Annotated in this window: 9 protein-coding genes and 1 pseudogene; 3 read left to right on the forward strand and 7 right to left on the reverse strand. The window is 72.5% G+C overall.

What is annotated here, in order from left to right; all coding sequences use genetic code 11:
- Nucleotides 1–131: 131 nt before the first annotated feature.
- Nucleotides 132–1403: an ATP-grasp domain-containing protein gene (locus ACFYUY_RS39665; protein ID WP_360212922.1), complete on the reverse strand. Its 1272-nt coding sequence runs from the start codon at nucleotides 1401–1403 to the stop codon at nucleotides 132–134.
- A gap of 443 nt (nucleotides 1404–1846) precedes the next feature.
- On the opposite strand from ACFYUY_RS39665, the gene ACFYUY_RS39670 reads away from it, so the two are divergent.
- From ACFYUY_RS39670 to ACFYUY_RS39680, 3 genes are read left to right on the forward strand one after another with little or no spacing between them, the layout of a single operon-like run.
- Nucleotides 1847–2743, forward strand: coding sequence for an ABC transporter ATP-binding protein (locus ACFYUY_RS39670; RefSeq protein WP_360212924.1), 897 nt, complete (start codon nucleotides 1847–1849; stop codon nucleotides 2741–2743).
- Nucleotide 2744: 1 nt separating this feature from the next.
- Nucleotides 2745–3572, forward strand: coding sequence for an ABC transporter permease (locus tag ACFYUY_RS39675; RefSeq protein ID WP_360212926.1), 828 nt, complete (start codon nucleotides 2745–2747; stop codon nucleotides 3570–3572).
- A 13-nt stretch (nucleotides 3573–3585) separates the two neighbouring features.
- Nucleotides 3586–4470, forward strand: a complete 885-nt coding sequence (locus ACFYUY_RS39680; RefSeq protein WP_360212928.1) for an ABC transporter permease — start codon at nucleotides 3586–3588, stop codon at nucleotides 4468–4470.
- 136 nt (nucleotides 4471–4606) lie between these two features.
- On the opposite strand, the gene ACFYUY_RS39685 is transcribed toward ACFYUY_RS39680, so the two are convergent.
- From ACFYUY_RS39685 to gdnG, 6 genes and pseudogenes are all read right to left on the reverse strand, one after another.
- Nucleotides 4607–5794: a YqcI/YcgG family protein gene (locus ACFYUY_RS39685; RefSeq protein ID WP_360212930.1), complete on the reverse strand. Its 1188-nt coding sequence runs from the start codon at nucleotides 5792–5794 to the stop codon at nucleotides 4607–4609.
- 51 nt (nucleotides 5795–5845) lie between these two features.
- Nucleotides 5846–7573, reverse strand: coding sequence for a carbamoyltransferase C-terminal domain-containing protein (locus ACFYUY_RS39690; RefSeq protein WP_360212932.1), 1728 nt, complete (start codon nucleotides 7571–7573; stop codon nucleotides 5846–5848).
- 22 nt (nucleotides 7574–7595) lie between these two features.
- Nucleotides 7596–8678 carry a glycine amidinotransferase gene (locus ACFYUY_RS39695; RefSeq protein WP_360212946.1) on the reverse strand — a complete coding sequence of 361 codons (1083 nt, stop codon included), beginning with the start codon at nucleotides 8676–8678 and terminating at the stop codon, nucleotides 7596–7598.
- Nucleotides 8679–8778: 100 nt separating this feature from the next.
- Nucleotides 8779–9804, reverse strand: coding sequence for an isopenicillin N synthase family dioxygenase (locus ACFYUY_RS39700; protein ID WP_387908324.1), 1026 nt, complete (start codon nucleotides 9802–9804; stop codon nucleotides 8779–8781).
- Complete coding sequence (gene gdnH, locus ACFYUY_RS39705) at nucleotides 9801–15983, reverse strand: guadinomine polyketide synthase module 4 GdnH (RefSeq protein WP_387908327.1); 6183 nt, start codon at nucleotides 15981–15983, stop codon at nucleotides 9801–9803. The genes ACFYUY_RS39700 and gdnH overlap by 4 nt, the downstream gene beginning before the upstream one ends.
- Nucleotides 15980–18228, reverse strand: a pseudogene (gene gdnG / locus ACFYUY_RS39710) (guadinomine polyketide synthase module 3 GdnG); the annotation flags it as partial. The gene gdnH and the pseudogene gdnG, both read right to left, overlap by 4 nt.

Genomic DNA, 18228 nt, shown 5'->3' on the forward strand with positions numbered 1-18228 from the left:
GGGCGCCGGCCCCCCCGCGGGGGGGGGGGCGGGGGGGCCCCCGGGGGGGGGGGGGGGGGGGGGGGGGGGGGGGGGGCCCCCCCCCCCCCCCCCCGCCGGCCGTGCCGCCGCGCGGTGCGCCGGCGAATGCCTCAGGGCGTTTCGAACGTCAGCAGGACGCGCTTGCGGGTCTCGTCGTGCAGCTCGTCGATCCGCGCCTCGTCGGTGACGTGGAAAAAGGCGTCGTAGGTGTACATCCAGCCCTCGCGGGTGGCCTTCGACTCGCCCCGGCCCGGCACCCGCTGGCCCGCCTGCAGATAACTCTGCTCGAAATCGAATTCGGGCTGCGCGTGCACCCAGTCGAGACCGGTGAATTCCTTGAAGATGCCCGACTCGACCGCGTTGACGAAGACGCCGAGGAGGAAGCCCTCCTTGACCCGCGCGTACTTGCGCGGCAGCGGCTCGCCCATCTGCAGCTTGCGGCCCATCTCCCGGACGTCGGCGTCGAGCCAGGCGATCAGGGTCTTGGCGACGCTGCCGCCGCCGATCCGCGGGTTGATCTCGATGATGGAGACGTTCTCGCCGTCCCACTTGAGCTCGATGTGGACGAAGGTGTCGTCGACCCCGAGCTCGCGCAGCGCCTCCTCGAGGATGTCGCGGATGCGCGCCTCCTCCTCGGCGGAGACGAAGGGGGTGGGGCAGACGTTGGCGGTCTCCAGGCGGAAGCCGTCCTGCTCGGCCCAGAGCAGCTTCTCCTGGATCAGCAGCGGGACGAGGTCGCCGTTCTGGACGAAGGCCTCGAAGGACAGCTCCCGGCCGGCGCCGATGAAGGACTCCAGGAGGACCTCGTTGCGCGGGTCCCAGACCCGGGTGCCGTCGTCGAACGGACCGTGCGGGTGGTCGGCGCGCAGGCTCTCGAAGGTCTCGGCCAGCTCGTCGTAGGCGCGCGCCGGGTCCTTCACGATGTCCACGAAGGCGCTCGCGGTGCCCCAGATCGGCTTGATGACGAACGGCGTGCCGAGGCGCTCGACCGCGGCGGCGACGTTCTCGGGCGTGAGGTCCGCGGCGGCGAACACCTCGGTGTGCAGCGGGAGCTGCTCGGCGAGCACCTCGCGCAGCCGGGGCTTGATGCGGCAGTTGAGCTGCCCCTGGAAGCCGGGGAAGTCCATGCCGAGGCGGCGCGCGGCGCCCAGCTGCACCGGCCAGATCTTGTCGTTGATGATCGAGAACCGGTCGAGCCTGCCCTGGAAGGGGGTGAGGGCCTCCACGACCGCGTCCTCGGAGAAGACGTCGGGGCAGATGACCACCTCGTCGGCGCACTCCTCGTAGACGGAGGCGAACTCCTCGGTGGCGAGGAACAGGACGGGGACGCCGTGCTCGCGCAGACTTCGCGCCCGATTACGCAACTCCGGCCAGAGTTCCATTCCCGGAATGGACACCTCGACGAAATACCCGGTAAGGGACGGGGAGTTGAGTTCATCCGATGCATTCACGCGAGTCAGGCTAACACCGGGCAGCAGGTGCGACAAGGCTCTGCCGGAGCCCAAGTTGTCCGCATACTATTGGGCCTGAACTGTTTCTTTGGGAACATGACAAACTGGACAATCGTGACCCTTGTGGCGATCACGGATTATTTCCCGCGAGTTGCCCCCGGCGCCCGCCGGCCGGTCCGGACGCGGATTTCGATTTCCCGGCGGGGGTTCGACGAAATCCGGAGGGACCTGCGGTACGGTCGGAGGTTGCTTGCGGGTCCTTACCTGCCCTCATAGGATAACGATTCAGGTCATATAAAAATGATGGGTGGTGGGTTGTGACCGAGTCAAAAGCTGCGGGCGCCGACAGCACCGCGGCCATTTCGGCCAGGGGCTTGAAAAAGAGGTTCGGGGACTTCGAGGCGGTCCGGGGCGTCGATTTCACCGTGCCGAGGGGCGAGGCCTTCGGGTTCCTCGGCCCCAACGGCGCCGGGAAGTCCTCGACCATGCGGATGATCTCCTGCATGTCCCCGCGGACCGGGGGCGACCTGAGGGTGCTCGGCATGGACCCCGACACGCACGGCCCGGCGATCCGCTCCCGCATCGGGATCGTGCCGCAGGCCGACAACCTCGACAGCGAGCTGACCGTCCGGCAGAACCTGCAGACGTACGGCCGGTACTTCGGGCTGTCCCGGGCGCACGTGCGGCGCAAGGCCGTCGAGCTGATGGAGTTCGCCCAGCTCTCCGACCGGGCCGACGACGCGGTGGAGCCGCTCTCCGGGGGCATGAAGCGCCGGCTCACCATCGCCCGGGGCCTGGTCAACGACCCCGAGGTGGTCCTGCTCGACGAGCCGACCACCGGACTCGACCCGCAGGCCCGGCACCTGCTCTGGGACCGGCTCTTCCGGCTCAAGCAGAGCGGCGTCACGCTGATCCTCACCACGCACTACATGGACGAGGCCGAGCAGCTCTGCGACCGCCTGGTGGTGATGGACGCGGGCCGGATCGTCGCCGAGGGCTCGCCGGCCGCACTGATCGAGCAGTACTCCACCCGCGAGGTCCTGGAACTGCGGTTCCGGCCCGGCACCCCCGGCCAGTACGTGGGCCAGGTCGACAGCCTGGTGGAGCGGGTCGAGGTGCTCCCCGACCGGCTGCTGCTGTACACGAAGAACGCCGAGGACACCGCGGCCCGGGTGGCCGAACGCGGCGTCGACCCGCTCTCCACCCTGGTGCGGCGCTCCACCCTGGAGGACGTCTTCCTGCGCCTGACCGGCCGAATGCTGGTGGACTGACATGGCCCTCGACACGCACACGCGGCAGGAGGCCCGTGCCACCGGCGCGGTGGTCGGGCCCTGGCGGGCGATGGGCCTGCGCATCGAGGGCCAGTGGGCCTGGTACCGGCGCTACTGGCGGGCCAACCTCTACTCCTCCGGGCTCCAGCCGGTGCTCTTCCTCGGGGCGATGGGCCTCGGCTTCGGCTCCCAGGTCAAGGCCGGCTCGATCCCGGACGGCATCACCTACCTGCAGTACATCGCCCCCGCGCTGCTGGTCAGCGGCGTCATCGCGACGGCGGTGAACGAGTCGGGGCACCCCGTCCTGTCCGGCTTCAAGTGGAAGCGGGACTACGTGGCGATCAGCGCGACCCCGATCACGCCGGAGCAGCTCTTCGGCGGACAGCTCCTCTGGATCGTCATCAGGCTGGCGGTCTCGGCGGGGATCTACGGGGTCGCCGCGCTGTTCTTCGGGGCGTGGACCGGGCCCGGCGTCCTGCTCGCGCTGCCGCTCGCGGTGCTCATCGGGGCGGCCTGCGCGGCACCGGTCATGGCGTTCGCCGCCACCACCCGGGGCGAGGGGCACGCCTTCGTCGCGCTGAACCGCTTCGTGGTGCTGCCGATGACGCTGTTCGCCGGCACGTTCTTCCCGGTCGACCGGCTGCCCGCCGTGGTGCAGCCGCTGGTCTGGCTCTCCCCCGTCTGGCACGGCAACGAGCTGGTCCGGGGCGTCACGCTGGACGGCCTCGCGCCGCTGCCCGCACTGGGGCACGCGCTGTTCCTGCTCGCCATGCTGGTCGCCGGCGTGTACGTCGGCCGCCGGCGCTTCCGCCGCAGGCTGGTGATCTGACGTGGAGAAGCAGATGACTCCCGACGCGCCCGCGGCGCCGGCGGCACCGGCCCCGTCGGGGCCCACCGCCGGCCGCATCGCCGCGCAGGCCCGGCACGGCGGCGGCCCGCTGCTGCGGATCCTGCCGGCCGGCAGCTACTCCGGGCTCGCGCACCGCCTGGTGGAGCGCACCGCGCTGGTCTACTCCCGGGCCTGGCTGGTCCTGGTCTCCGGCGTCTTCGAGCCGCTGTTCTACCTGCTGGCCTTCCAGGTCGGCTTCAGCTCGCTGATCGACGGCGTGACCGGGCCGGACGGCCGCCCGATGACCTACGTGGCCTTCGTCGCGCCGGCGCTGCTGGTGTCCTCCGCGATGAACGGTGCGGTCTACGAGACGCTCAGCATCTTCTACAAGCTGCGCTTCGACCGGCTCTACGACATGATGCTGGCCACCCCGATGGGGGCGCTGGACGTCGCCATCGGCGAGATCTCCTGGGCGGTGCTGCGCAGCGGCCTGTACGCCACGGCGTTCCTCGGCGTGATGGCGGCGATGGGCCTGGCGACCTCGCCCTGGGCGCTGATGCTGATCCCCACCGCGCTGCTGATCGCGACGGCGTTCGCGGCCCTGGGCATGGTGTGCGCGACGCTGCTGAGGTCGTCCTCGCAGTTCGACTACATCCACGTCGTGGTGATGCCGATGTTCCTGTTCTCCACGACCTTCTACCCGATGTCGGTGTACCCGCCGGTGCTGCGGTTCCTGGTGGAGCTCTCGCCGCTGTACCACGGCATCGAGCTGGCCCGCGGGTTCTCGGTCGGCGCGCTCGACCCCTCGATGATCGGGCACGCCTGCTACCTCGCGGCGCTCGCCGCGGTGGGCCTGTACGGCGCCTCGCGCCGGATCGGCAAGCTGCTGCTGAGCTGACCGGAGGGCGTACGGCGACGGGGCGGGCGGTCGGGACGAGGAGTCCCGGCCGCCCGCCCCGCGTTTCCCGCGGAAGCGGGCCCGTCGAGCGGGCCGGCCGAACCGGCCCGCTGAACGGGCCGGCTGACCGGGTCGGCTAAATGGTGGGGGCCAATTCGTACCACTTGACCGGCGGCTGGTCGGCCTGCACCGGGAGCAGGAACCGGTGGAGTTCTATGTCGGCCAGGACGTAACGCTGGAAGCCGTCCCGGAAACGGTGCCGGATCGCCTCGGAGCGCTGCTTGTAGTCGTTCTTGGTCAGTAGACGGAGAACGGCCGCCTCCGGCTGGAGCATGAACACGAATTGACCCTCGACCCCGTTCATGTACCGCGAGTGGTCGTGCGGGTAGATCGGCGCGAAGACGCTGATGAAGCATTCCTCGCCCTCGAGGACGAGGAACCACTTCGGGTCGGTGGCGGTTTCCGGGTCCAGTCCGGCCGGGGCGGCGTCCGTGAGATTCCTGTGCAGGAATTCGACGAAGTTCCGGAAGACCTGCTGGAGGTCCTCGAAGGATTCACCGAAAACCCGGGTGGGGAACGCGTACACGTACCCGTCGATGACGTCGTGGTCCTGCACCCGGATGAACTGGCGCAGGGTCGGCAGCGACGCCTTCATGTTGTCCTCGAACGAGAGGGCCTCGTCGTAGGACGGCGGCCCCCAGAGGACCGACTTCTGGGCGAAGGGGCAGAAGGTCTGCATCTGGATGGGACGGATGAGTTCCGTCGTCACCGCGCGCGACGGGTCGAACTCCGTCTCCCGGGACCGGCCGTCCAGGGTGCGGGTGTGCTCCAGGTGCCCGTTCAGGTGGGCCCCCAGGTCGTCGTGCGAGTCGAAGCCGGCGAACGCCGCCCGCAGCACCCCCGGGATCAGGCCGTGCAGGGCGACGACCCGGGGGTCGCTGCCCTGCCGGGCCTCGGAGCGGTAGAACGCCATCGTGTAGTGCACCGGCTCGACCGCCGCGGCCACCAGGGCCGCGACCTGCTCCGGCTCCTGCCGACCGGCGCGCCACAGGGACGCGTCGGTCAGGTCGGCCGGCATCGCGGCGTCGTTGCAGGCCTGCTGCATGGAGACGCCGTAGGCGTTGGCGAGCGCGAGCGCGGCCACCACGATCTCGACCAGGGGCCCCTTGGCCGCGGCCGGGTCGGCGCCCCCGGCGGCGAGCCGCCCGAGCGCGTCGACCTCGGCGGCCAGGTGCGCGTCGGTCGGGAGGGGGGCCCAGTAGTGGCCCCTCTCCTCGACCAGGCGGTGCACCGCGTCCTGGAGCCGGGTCACGTGCAGCTTCACTTCTGGTTCCCCCTTGCTGTGCTGTGCCGTGCGGTGGTGCGTCGCAGCCGGTCAGACCGTGCCGTCGACCGGGGCCTTGCGGACCAGGAACGGGCCGATGGCCAGGTAGTCGATCTCGGTCCCCAGGAAGGTGTTCACCGCGTCGGCCGGGGAGCAGATGATCGGCTCCTGGTCGTTGAACGAGGTGTTGAGGACCATCGGGACCCCGGTCAGGGCCCGGAACTCGCTGATGATGCCGTGGAAGCGCGGGTTCACGTCGGCCCGGACGGCCTGGATGCGGCAGGTGTTGTCGACGTGCAGCACCGCGCCCATCCGGTCGTGCTTGTCGGCCTTCGCCGGGTACGCCATCAGCATGTAGTCGGCGGCGGTGGTCTCCTTGGCGATCTCGAACCACTCCGGCACCTCCTCGCTGAGCACGCTGGGCGCCAGCGGACGGAAGTACTCGCGGTGCTTGACCTTGTGGTTGAGGTCGTCGCGCATCTCGCGGCGGCGCGGGTCGCCGATGATGCTGCGGTTGCCCAGGGCGCGGGGGCCGAGCTCCATCGAGCCCTGGAACAGGCCGATGACGTTGCCCTCGCTGAGCAGCTTGGCGACGTCCTTCTCGAAGTCCGCGGCGCGCACGACCTCCAGGCCCTCGCGGGAGGCGAGCTCGGCCTCGATCTCGGCGTCGGTGTAGGACGGCCCCCAGTAGGCGTGGCGCATCTCGGGGGCGCGCTCCTGGCCGAGCACGTCGTTCCACACGTGCAGGGCGGCGCCGAGCGAGAGGCCGCCGTCGTGCGCGGCGGGCTGCACGTACAGCTCGTCGAACGGGCCCTGCTCGAAGGCGACCTGGTTGGTGACGCAGTTCAGCGCGACGCCGCCGGCCAGGCAGAGCCGGCTCGACCCGGTCAGCGCGTGCAGGTGGCGGGCCATGTGCAGGACCAGCTCGTTGGTCTTCTCCTGCAGCGCGGCCGCGATGTCGTGGTGGACGTCCTGCAGCTCGTCGTCCCGCTCGCGCGGGGCGACGCCGAGGACGGACTCCAGGCCCGAGGTGTCGGCCGACGGCGGGTAGTACAGGATGTCGCTGAACTTCAGCAGGTCCTGGCGCATGTCGAAGCCGCCGTCCTCGGTGGTCCAGGCGAGCCGGTCGAAGGCCGCGGCGAAGCGCTGCGGGTCGCCGTAGGCCGCGAGGCCCATCACCTTGGCCGCGTCGTAGACGCCGAAGCCGAGGAAGACCGAGACCAGCTCCCACAGGTAGCCGATGGAGGCCGGGTAGCGGACGCTCTGCACGCAGTCCAGCTTGGCGCCCTTGCCGTGGTAGAGCCGGGTCGAGTAGGCGTCGTCGCCGAGCGCGTCGACGACCAGCACCGCGGCGTCCTGGAACGCCGACGCGAAGTAGGTGGACGCGCCGTGGGCGGTGTGGTGGGCCACCCAGTGGAACTCGCCGACGAAGCCCAGCTCGGCGAACTTCTTGGGGATGTTGGGCAGCGTGGCGAGGAACAGCGACTGCTTCTCGACGCTGTCCCACGGCGAGGGCAGGCCGCCGTCCAGGACGGCCCGGATCTCGTCGGGGTCGGCCGCGCAGGTCACGTGGTCGACGTCCGCCATGGTGATGCCGGCGCGCTCCAGGCAGAAGCCGATGGCGTTCATCGGGAGCTCGTCCGGGTTGTCGGCGCGGGCCTCCTTGCCGTGCTTGACGCGGTTGAAGCGCTCCTCCTCCGCGGCGGCGACGACCGCGCCGTCCTTGAGGAGACAGGCCGAGGACTCGTGGTAGACCGAGTTGATGCCGAGGATGTACATGTGGGGCTCCCTTGGTGTGGTGTCAGATCAGCGGCTGGTAGGCGAGGTTGGGGAAGTAGTCCTCCCTGGTGCCCTCGCGCCGGACGTCCCAGGTGGCGCAGTGCAGGGAGCCGCCGTACTCGAAAACGTTGCGGAACGGGATGGGGAAGACCTCGAAGCCGAGCTTGTCGAGGAGGTCCTGGAGCGGCTTCTCCTGCTCCTCGCAGATGACCTTGGTCGGCGAGATGCTCAGCACGTTCATCGACAGCCACTTGGACGACTGGCAGTACAGCGGCATCTCGTCGTTGCCGAGCACCGGCTGCGGGACGTCGACCAGCTCCCAGTCGTTGTCCAGGAACATCTTCTCCTCGCCCTCGCGCAGCGGCCGCTCCGGGTTGGTGAGGATCAGGCCCGGGCGCACCGGCACGAAGGTGCAGTCGATGTGCGAGGGGAAGAAGTCGAGCGGGAAGTGCACCGGGTGCACCCGGAAGCCGCGCGGCTCCAGATGTCGCTTGAGCCAGTGGATGCCCGCGCGGTTGGTGGTCATCGACTCCTGGACCAGGATGTCCCGGCCGAAGCGGCTCATGTCGGCCGCGTCGAAGACGACCTCGTCCTGGTTGATGCAGAACTCGAAGGAGTGCATCTCCTCGTGCCGCTTCTCCAGCGGCCAGTCCCAGAACTCCTCGCGGTACATGCCGTCGGCCATCGACGGCTTGGGGGCCGTCGTCCACTCGACGCGGGGGTCGGCGTTCCAGTACTCGTAGACCAGCTTGCGGTAGGGCTGGTACTCGAAGTACCGGGCCCGGCGCGACATGGTGGCCTCGATGATCTCGTTGCCCATGGTGATCATGACGTCGCGCGGGCAGACGGCGCAGTACTGGTTCTCCACCTCGAAGTCCGGGGTGCGGACCGGGGCCGAGAAGTCGTGCAGCTCGGGCCGGCGCACCGTGACGCCCTGGGACTCCAGCAGCGAGGCGAGCCCGGCCAGCTCCTCGTTGGCCAGGTCGACGGCCTCCTTGGACTTGGGGCCGGTGGGGAAGGGGGTGCCGGGGGCGTTGCGGACGGAGGGGCGGCTGCCGGGCTCGGTGGGCTCGAAGTTGGCGTTGTCGGCGGAGCCGACGACCATCTCCTGCAGCGGGTCCCACTCGTTCCAGGAGTTGACAACACTTGAGGTCTGCACGGATCTGCTTCCTATCTCTCGGAGTGTGCGGGCTCTACGCGGTCGGTCAGTCGTACGCCTTGGAGAAGAGGTCGACCACGTACGGGCCGAACTCGACGGCCTCGTAGCGGGGCGGGTTGTCCGCGTCGCAGCAGACGGCGAGCGGCTCGATCAGGGCGTCGTACCGCGGTTCGAAGAAGAAGGGGACCGAGTAGCGGTCCACCGTGCCCGGCAGCGTCACCCGGTGCCAGGTGGCGCGGTACCGGTCGTTGGTCCAACGCTGCATCATCTGGCCGATGTTGACCAGGAAGGTGCCGGGGATGTGCGGTGCGGAGATCCACTGGCCCTCCGGGTTGCGCACCTCCAGGCCGCCGACCTCGTCCTGCTGGAGGACGGCCAGGAACCCGTAGTCGACGTGGGCGCCGAAGCCGTGCTCCACCTCGTCCATCGGGAGCGCCTCGGGGGCGGCCCGGCCGACGGTCTCGTTGTACGGCGGGTAGTGGACCATCCGCAGGTCGCTCAACTCCACGCCGTGGTACGGCGCGAAGTGGTGCTCGTCCAGGCCGAGGCTGAGCGCCATGCCCGCCGCGATCCGCCCGCTCAGCCCGTACAGCTGGTCCCAGGCGCGCATCACGGTGGTGCGGAACTCGGGCAGGGCCGGCGGCCACTGGCCGGGGTCGTCGAGCGGGTGGGCGTCGGCGCTGCGGGCCGCCGCGGCCTTCGCGATGGTGTCGGCGTTCCGGCCGGAGCGGGGCTGCAGGTCCAGGCACTCGTGCCAGTCCGTCTTGCCGCCGGTGACCTCGCCGCCGAGCGGCACGTAGCCGCGGAACTGTTCGGTGATGCCGAGCCGGATCCGCATCTTCTCCTCCAGCGGGAGGGCGAAGAACTTCTGCGCGGCGTCGAACAGTTCACGGCTGTCGGCCTCGGCGATCCCGTGGTCCCTGACGTAGAAGAAGCCGACGTCGAGGCAGGCCGCACCGATCTGCTCCACGGTCTCCCGCAGCGCGGCCGGGTCCGGGTCGGGGGTCACCAGCGGGGCGATGCTGATGACCGGGACCTCCTTGAAGGCCGCTCCGCTGCTCTGTTCGCTCAACGCTCCGCTCCGTTCTCGTTCTGCGCGTCCCCGGCGTCCCGGCCGGGATCGGTCACGTCCATGCGCTCCGGCAGCCCGTCGACCCGCTGCCCCGGGTCGGCCACCAGGGCCCGCAGCAGGGCGACGAAGTGGTCGCCGTGGCCGCGGACGGTGGCCTCGTCGAAGAGGTCCGTGCGGTAGTCGAAGTCGAGCCGCACGCCGCCCTCGTGCTCCAGCCCGTCCAGCCGGAAGTCGACCAGGGCGAACCGGGTCGGCACCGGGCGGTACTCGGCCGTCAGCCCGTCGAACTCCGGGCACGGGGCGGAGCGGTCCATGTTGAAGACCGTGCGCAGCGGCAGCGGGAAGGCGTCCGGGGCCGCGCCCAGCGCCTCACGCAGCCGGGCGAACGGCACCTCCTGGTGCTCGAAGGAGGCCAGCACCTCCTCCCGGGTGCGGCGGAGGTGGTCGGCGAGCGTCGCACCGGGGGCCAGCGTGCTGCGGACCGGGAGGAAGTGGGCGCAGTAGCCGACCACCGACTCGCTGCCCTTGAAGGCCCGGTTGGCCTGCGGCGTGCCGATCACGACGTCGCCCTGGCCGGTCAGGCGGTGGGTGAGCAGGGCGTACGCGGCGAGGAGGGTCATGAACAGGCTGGCCTTGTGGGCCCGGCCGACCTTCTTCAGCGCCTCGCAGAGCTCGGGCTCCAGGGTCATGGTGATCCGGGCGCCCTGGTGGGTGGGCACCGCGGGGCGCTCGCGGTCGGCGGGCAGCACGGTGTCCGGGAGGCCGTCCGCGAACCGGTCCAGCCAGTACTGCTGGTGCTCGGCGAGCTCGGGGCGGCGGCGCTGCTGCCAGGCCGTGAAGTCGCGGTGCTGGGACGGGCGCGCCAGACCGTGCGGGGTGCCCCGGCGCTCGGCGGTGTACAGCGCCGCGAGCTCCTCGGTCAGGACCGACACCGACCAGCCGTCCGAGACGACGTGGTGGGTGAGCAGCGTCAGCTCGTGCAGGTCGTCGGCGAGCCGGAGCACGGCGATCCGCGCCAGCGGGCCCGCGGCGAGGTCGAAGGGCACGGCCATCGCGGCGTGCCACCAGTCGGCGACCGCCTCGTCGGTGCGGCCGGCGGCGGCCGCGGTGAGGTCGACGACCTCGACCGGCACCACGGTGCCCGGCCGGACCTCGGCCGCCCCGCCCTCGGGGAACACGGTGCGCAGCGCCTCGTGGCGGGCCGTCAGCGTGCTCACCGCGCGGCGCAGCGCGTCGACGTCGAGGGGGCCGCGCAGCCGGATCGACTCGGGGACCGCCCAGGACGGCGCGCCGGCGGCACCGGCCCGCTCCAGGGCGAGCAGCTCGCGCTGCTCCTCGCCGAGCGGTGCGGCGGTGGTCGTGGTGCCGGGGGCGGGCGGCAGGAACTCGCCGTCGCGCATGGCCGCGATCGACTCCTTGACCGCGGTGATGATGCCCTCGATGTCCTCGTCCGTGTGCGCGGTGGACAGGAAGCAGGTCCGGCCCTCCCACAGGTAGATGCCGCGGGTCAGCAGGTGGAAGTGGAAGACCTCGATGTCCAGCGGCTGGTAGGCGTAGCTGGCGTTTCCCTTCCAGGCGAACCGGAAGACCGAGGCGAAGTGCAGCACCCGGATGGGCACCTCCCCGGCCTCGAAGAAGGCGTTCAGGGTTTCGGCCAGGTAGGTCGTGCGGGCGCTCAGCCGCTCCTGCAGCGCCGGGCCCTGCTCGCGCAGGTGCAGCAGGATCGCCCGGGTGCTGGCCATGGCCAGCGGGTGCATCTCGAAGGTGGAGCCGATGTAGGTCTTCTCGCTGTCCGGGTCGGGGCCCGGGCCGTCGGCCCACACGCCGCCGTCGACCTGGTCCAGGAACTCGGCCCGGCCCGCCACCACGCTGACCGGGAGACCGCCGCCGACGACCTTGCCGTAGGCCGCGAGGTCGGCCCGGACACCGAAGTGGGCCTGTGCGCCGCCGGGGTGCACCCGGAAGCCGGTGATCACCTCGTCGAAGATCAGCGGAACGCCGAGGCGGGTGGTCAGGGCGCGCAGCTCCCGGAGGAACTCGGCCGGCTGCAGGGTGGGGTTGCGGCTCTGCACCGGCTCCACCAGCACACCGGCCAGCTCGTCGGCGTGCTCCTCGATGGCCTTGAGGGAGGAGGCGGCGCCGTAGGTGAGGATCAGCGGGTCCTGGGCGGCCTGCGGGGAGATGCCGGGGGCCATCGGCACCGAGTGCGAGGGGTCGTTCAGCACGTCCGGCAGGGCGAGCACCCGGTCGTCCTGACCGTGGTACGAGCCGGAGAACATCACGAACCGGGACCGGCCGGTCTTGGCCTGCGCCATCCGCAGCGCGCCGCGCACCGCGTCGGTGCCGGTCACCGCGAAGAACAGCCGCTCCATGCCGGTCATCTCGCAGATCAGCTGCGCGACCTCGTCGGAGAGCGCCGAGATGGGGCCGGTCTGCAGGGCGAGCTCCAGCTGGGCGGCGACCGCCCCGGTGACGAACTCCGGGTCGTGCCCGCAGAGCAGGACGCCTACGCCCATGGCGACGTCGATGTACTCGTTGCCGTCGACGTCCCAGAAGTGGGCGCCGCTGGCCCGCTCGCCGATGACCGGGTAGGAGACCGACCGGGTCTCCGGGCGCACCGAGCGCATCCGGGTGTCGGCGCGCAGCGCGCGGTAGTCGACGGCCCGGGCCAGCGAGCCGGCCGTGCGCTTCTTGTAGGTCTCCAGCAGGTCGTCGAGGTGCTGCTGCTGGCGGGCGGTCAGCTCGCGGGGCGGGGCGCCGGCGGAGGCCGGGCGCTTCGCGGCGGGCGCGGCGGGGCGCACGGCGGGCAGGGCCGGACGCGCGGTGGGCACCGGCGCGGCCGGGATGACGGCCGCGGCGGCCGGGGCGGCGCCGTGCTGGGCGAGGACCTCCAGCTGCCGGGACATCACCTCCAGCTGGGCGGCCATCAGCGCGCCGATCGAGCCCTGGTCGCCGACGGAGCCCTGGACGGTGAGCGGCCGGGCGGCCGGAGGGGTCACCGGGGCGGCCTGGGCCTCCACGGGTGCCGGGACGGCGACGGCGGCCGGGGCCGGCCGGTCGCCGGGCACCGGGTGCCCGGCCGGGAGCTCGGCGTCCAGGTGGGCGGCGAGGGCCTCCGGGGTGTCCAGGTCGTCGAAGAGCCGCCCGACGGTCAGCGTGATGCCGTACAGGTCGGTGACGTCCTGGATGATCCGCACCATCAGCAGCGAGTCGGCGCCGAGGTCGACCAGGCTGGCCCCGGGCTCGACGTCCTGCAGGGCCAACTCCAGGCCCGCGCCGACCCGCTCCCGCAGGTCGGCCAGGATCAGCTCCCGCCGCCCGGCCGCGGCGGCCGCGGTGGCCGGGGCGGCCTGGGCGGGGACCTGCGCCAGGGGGGTGGTGTGCTGGGGCACGGTGGTTTCTTCTCTCTGCGTGAACCAGTGGGGGCTGCGCTGGAAGGGGTAGGTCGGGGCCGGGACCCGCCTGCGGGCGTACTCCGCGTCGAAGGCGGCCCAGTCGACGTCCACCCCGGCGGTGTGCAGTTCGGCGACGCTGTGCAGCAGCTGCTTCCAGTCGTCGCGGCCCTCCCACAGGGAGGACAGCCAGCGCACCGCGGGGCCGGTCCAGCTCTGCCGGCCGAGCAGTTGGAGCACCGGCTGCGGGCCGATCTCCAGCACCGCGCCGCACTCCTCGCCGGCGAGCACCGCCATGCCGTCGGAGAACCGGACCGGCTCGCGCATGTGGCGGCGCCAGTAGGCGGCGTCCACCGCGTCGATCGGCGTCCCGGTGACGTTGGAGATCATCCGGATCCGGGGGGCGGTGTAGGCGACGGTGGCGGCCAGCGCCTCGAACTCGGCCAGCGCGGGCTCGATCATCGGCGAGTGCGGGGCGTGCGGGATCCGCAGCGGCCGCCCGTCCAGGCCGCGCTCCTTGAGCTCGGCCAGCGCCCGGGAGACGTCGTCGGCGACCCCGGCGATCAGGGTCTCGCGGGGGCCGTTCATCCCCGCCGTGCTCACCCGGCCGGCGAGCCCCGCGAGGACCGGCGCGACCTCCTCGGGCGAAGCGAAGACGGCGGCGGTCGCCCCGCCGGTGGTGGTGGCCTCGATCAGCCGGGCCCGGCCGGCGACCAGCCGCAGGCCGTCCTCCAGGGAGAAGAAGCCCGCGACGCAGGCGGCCGCGTACTCGCCGGTGCTGTGCCCGAGGACCACCCGGGGCTCGACGCCCCAGGACCGCCACAGCTCGGCCAGGGCGTACTCCAGCGCGAAGATGGCCGGCTGGGCGTGCGAGGTCCGGTCGAGCAGTCCCGTGCCCGGGCCGTCCGGGGCCGGGTACAGCACGTCGAGCAGCGGGGCGTCCAGCAGGCCCTGCTCGCGCAGGATCGCGTCGCAGCGCTCCAGGGTCCGGCGGAAGCCGGGGTGGGTCTCGAACAGCTTCCGGCCCATGCCGGGGTACTGGGAGCCCTGGCCGGTGAAGAGGAAGGCGACGGCGGGCCGGCCGGTGGCGTGCCCGACCGAGACCCTGGCGCGGCGGCCCTCGGCGAACGCGGACAGCAGCTCGGCGGCGGCGGTGCCGTCGGCGGCGGACAGCGCGAGCCGGTGGGCGAAGGCCGTCCGCCCGGTGCCCGCGGTGAACGCGGTGTCGGCGAGCTCCGCCGCGGACCGGCCGCGCAGCGACGCGGCGTAGCGGCCGGCGAGCTCGCGCAGCGCCTCGGGGCTGCGGGCGGACAGCGGCAGCACGTGGTGCGGCCGGTCCGGGGCGCCCGTGGTCTCCGGGTTATCCGGGTTGTCCGGGTTGTCCGTGGCTCCGGGGGTGTCCGAGCCGGTCGGCGCGGCCTCCAGGACGATGTGGGCGTTGGTGCCGCTGAAGCCGAAGGAGCTGACGCCGGCCGCCCGGGTGCCCTCGGGCCAGGCCCGGACCTCGGTCGGCACCTCGACGGGCAGCCGGTCCCACGCGATGTGCGGGCTGGGCCGGTCGAAGTTGAGGTTCGGCGGGACCTCGCCGTGCCGCAGCACCTGCACGGCCTTGATCAGGCCGGCCACGCCGGCGGCGGCCTCCAGGTGCCCGATGTTGGTCTTGGCGGCGCCGATCAGCAGCGGACCGGCCGTGCCGCGGTCCCGGAAGACCGTGCCGAGGGCGTCCACCTCGATCGGGTCGCCGAGCTGGGTGCCGGTGCCGTGCGCCTCGACGTAGCCGACCTCGTGCGGCGCGAGCCCGGCGTCCGCCAGCGCCTGCCGGATGACCTCCTGCTGGGCCGTCCCGCTGGGCGCGGTCAGGCCGTTGGTGCGGCCGTCCTGGTTGACGGCCGTGCCCCGGATCACCGCGTGGACGGTGTCCCCGTCGGCGAGCGCGTCGTCGAGCCGCTTGAGGACGACCACGCCGCCGCCCTCGCCGCGGGCGTAGCCGTCCGCGCGGGCGTCGAAGGTCTTGCAGCGGCCGTCGGCGGCGAGGGCCGAGCCCTTGCAGAAGGCGATGAAGGCGTCCGGGGACAGCATCAGGCTGACGCCGCCGGCCAGGGCCAGGTCGGACTCGCCGGTGCGCAGGCTCTGCACCGCCAGGTGCACGGCCACCAGCGCCGACGAACAGGCGGTGTCCAGCGCCAGGTTGGGGCCGCGCAGGCCCAGGTGGTAGGAGAGCCGGCCGCTGGCCACGCTCAGCGCGGTGCCGGTGACGTCGTGCATCTCCACCGACTCCGCGCCGCGGACCTGCATCTGCTGCAGGTACTCGGCCTCCGAGATGCCGACGAACACGCCGGTGCGCGAGCCGGTGAGCGAGCGCGGGTCGCGTCCGGAGTCCTCCAGCGCCTCCCAGGCCACCTCCAGCAGCAGCCGCTGCTGCGGGTCGAGGCGCTTGGCCTCGCGCGGCGAGATCCCGAAGAAGGTCGCGTCGAACCCGGCGACGTCGTCGAGGAAGCCGCCCCGGCGGCAGTACATCCGGTCCTCGGCCGCGGGGTCGGGGTCGTAGTGGGCGTCCACGTCCCAGCGGTCGGCGGGGATGTCGCGGATCGCCTCGCCGCCGGAGCGCAGCAGCTCCCAGTAGGCGTCCGGGTCGGGGGCGGAGGGCAGGCGGCAGCCCATGCCGATGACGGCGATCGGCTGGGCCCGGTCGCGCTCCAGCTCCTTGACCCGGGTCTTCAGGGTCCGGATGGCGGTGAGGGCCTTCCGCAGCCTGAGCGCGTCGGGGCTGTCATGTCGGTCGGTCACGGCGTGGTGTCCTCGTCGTCGTTCAGCAGGAGGTCGAGCTCGCGGTCGACGCTGGCGCGCAGGTCGTCCAGCTCGAACTCGTCCGGGGTGTCGGACTCGGGGTCGGATCCGGTGGCGGTCTCCAGGCCGAGCTCCCGGACCAGGTGGGCCTGGAGCTGCTCGACCGTGGGGTGGTTGAAGGCGATGGTGGAACCGAGCACCACGTCCAGGTCGCGCTGCAGGCGGTTGCTGAACTCGACCACCATCAGCGAGTCCATGCCCAGTTCGGAGAAGGCGGTGTGCCCGTCGACCCGGTACCCGGAGGGCAGTTCGAGCAGCGCGGTGAGCTGCTGCTCCAGGTACTGGCGGAGCAGCCCGTCGCGTTCGGCGGCCGGGGCCTGCACCAGCCGGGTGCGCCACGGTTCGGCCGCGGCGGGCGGGGCCGCGGCGTCGGCCCGCGGCCGGGCCGGGCGGAGCGTGGGCATGACGCCGATCTGGGCGACCGGCGCCCCGAGCAGCGCGGTGAGCGCCGCCAGGCCCTGCTCGACCGGGATCATCGCCACGCCGCTGCGGGTCATCCGGTCCGCCAGGTCCGCGGCCATGCCGACCTCGGCCCAGGGGCCCCAGTTGACGGCGAGTCCGGGCAGTCCGAGGGAGCGGCGGCGGGCCATCAGGCCGTCCAGGTAGGCGTTGGCGGCCGCGTAGTTGCCCTGGCCGCCGTCCTCCAGCAGGGCGGCGACGGAGGAGAAGGCGGTGAAGAAGTCGAGGTGGATGCCGCGTTCGCGGGTGATGCGGTCGAGGGCGTGGGCGCCGTCGACCTTGGGGGCGAGGACGCGGTGGAAGCGTTCGGGGGTCTGGCCGGCGAGGACGCCGTCGTCGAGGACGCCGGCGGCGTGGACGATGCCGCGCAGTGGGGCGAGGGCGTGGGCCCGGTCGACGAGTCGTTCGACGTCGGCGGGGCGGGAGACGTCGGCGGTGAGGAGGTGGACGCGGGCTCCGGCGTCCTCCATGGCGCGGACGGCGGCGCGGACGTCCTCGGTGTCGCGCGGGGTGCGGCCGGCGAGGACGAGGTGTCCGGCGCCCTGTTCGGCGAGGCGGCGGGCGACCTGCAGGCCGAGGCCGCCGAGGCCGCCGGTGATGAGGTAGCCGCCCTCCCCCGACAGTTCGACGCGCTGGTCGAAGGTCAGCACGACCTTGCCGGTGTGCCTGGTGTGCTGCATGTGGGTGTAGGCCTGCGCCGCCCGGGTCCGGGGGAACACCGTCACCGGCAGCGGCCGGAGCCGGCCGGCCGCGAACATCGCCCCGAGCTCCTCGAACAGTCCGGGCAGCAGCGTGGCGTCGAGTTCGGCGTCGTCCCCGAGGTCGAACGGGAAGTACCCGGCGTCCGGGCGCTCCCGGCGCATCCGCTCCGGCGACCAGATGCCCAGCTTGCCCATCTCGACGAAGCGCCCGTCCTTGGCGAGCACGGAGAGGCCCGCCGGGATGAACTCGCCGTTCAGGCTGTTGAGGACGACGTCGACGCCCTGCCCGCCGGTGGCGGCCGCGACCCCGTCGGCGAACGAGGTGCTGCGCGAGTCGAAGACGTGGGCGACCCCGAGGGCCCGGACCGCGTCGTGCTTGGACGCGCTCGCGGTGGCGAACACCTCCGCGCCGAGCGCCAGGGCGATCTGCACGGCGGCGCCGCCGACCCCGCCGGAGGCGGCGTGGATCAGCACCCGCTCGCCGGCCCGGAGCCCGGCCAGCCGGGTGAGCGCGTAGTGGGCGGTCAGGAAGGCCAGCGGGACGGTGGCGCCCTCGGCCATGGTCAGTCCGGCGGGCAGCGCCGCGACCTGGCCGGCGCCGACCGTGACGAAGTCGGCGAAGCCGCCCTCGGCCATCGCGATCACCGGATCGCCGACGGCCAGTCCGGTCACCCCGGCGCCCACGGCGGCCACGACGCCCGCGCACTCGAAGCCCAGCGGGACGTCCGCGGCCCGGTCGAGGCCGTACGCGTCCGCGTAGTGCTCCCGCATCATGCCCAGCATGATCAGCACGTCGCGGAAGTTCAGGCCGGCCGCCCGCACCCGGATCTCGACCTCGCCCGCGCCGGGCGCCCGCCGCTCCAGCGGCTCGGCCCGCAGGTCGTCCGCGGTGCCGTACTCGCCGAGCACCAGCTTGACGGCGCCGGTGTCGGGGGTGGGGTTGGTGGTGGGGGTGAGGGTGGGGGTGTGGCGGGTGGTTCCGCGCAGGGCGCTGTGGGGGTGGTGGGTGGTGAGGGCGTGGTGGG

The sequence above is a fragment of the Kitasatospora sp. NPDC004745 genome (assembly GCF_042873275.1).
Classification (GTDB): Bacteria; Actinomycetota; Actinomycetes; order Streptomycetales; family Streptomycetaceae; genus Kitasatospora.

Coding starts and splice junctions, on each gene's coding strand:
- ACFYUY_RS39665 (WP_360212922.1), bottom strand. CDS start 1,403: ATGGAACTCTGGCCGGAGTTGCGTAATCGGGCGCGAAGTCTGCGCGAG.
- ACFYUY_RS39675 (WP_360212926.1), top strand. CDS start 2,745: ATGGCCCTCGACACGCACACGCGGCAGGAGGCCCGTGCCACCGGCGCG.
- ACFYUY_RS39680 (WP_360212928.1), top strand. CDS start 3,586: ATGACTCCCGACGCGCCCGCGGCGCCGGCGGCACCGGCCCCGTCGGGG.
- ACFYUY_RS39690 (WP_360212932.1), bottom strand. CDS start 7,573: ATGTACATCCTCGGCATCAACTCGGTCTACCACGAGTCCTCGGCCTGT.
- ACFYUY_RS39695 (WP_360212946.1), bottom strand. CDS start 8,678: ATGGTCGTCGGCTCCGCCGACAACGCCAACTTCGAGCCCACCGAGCCC.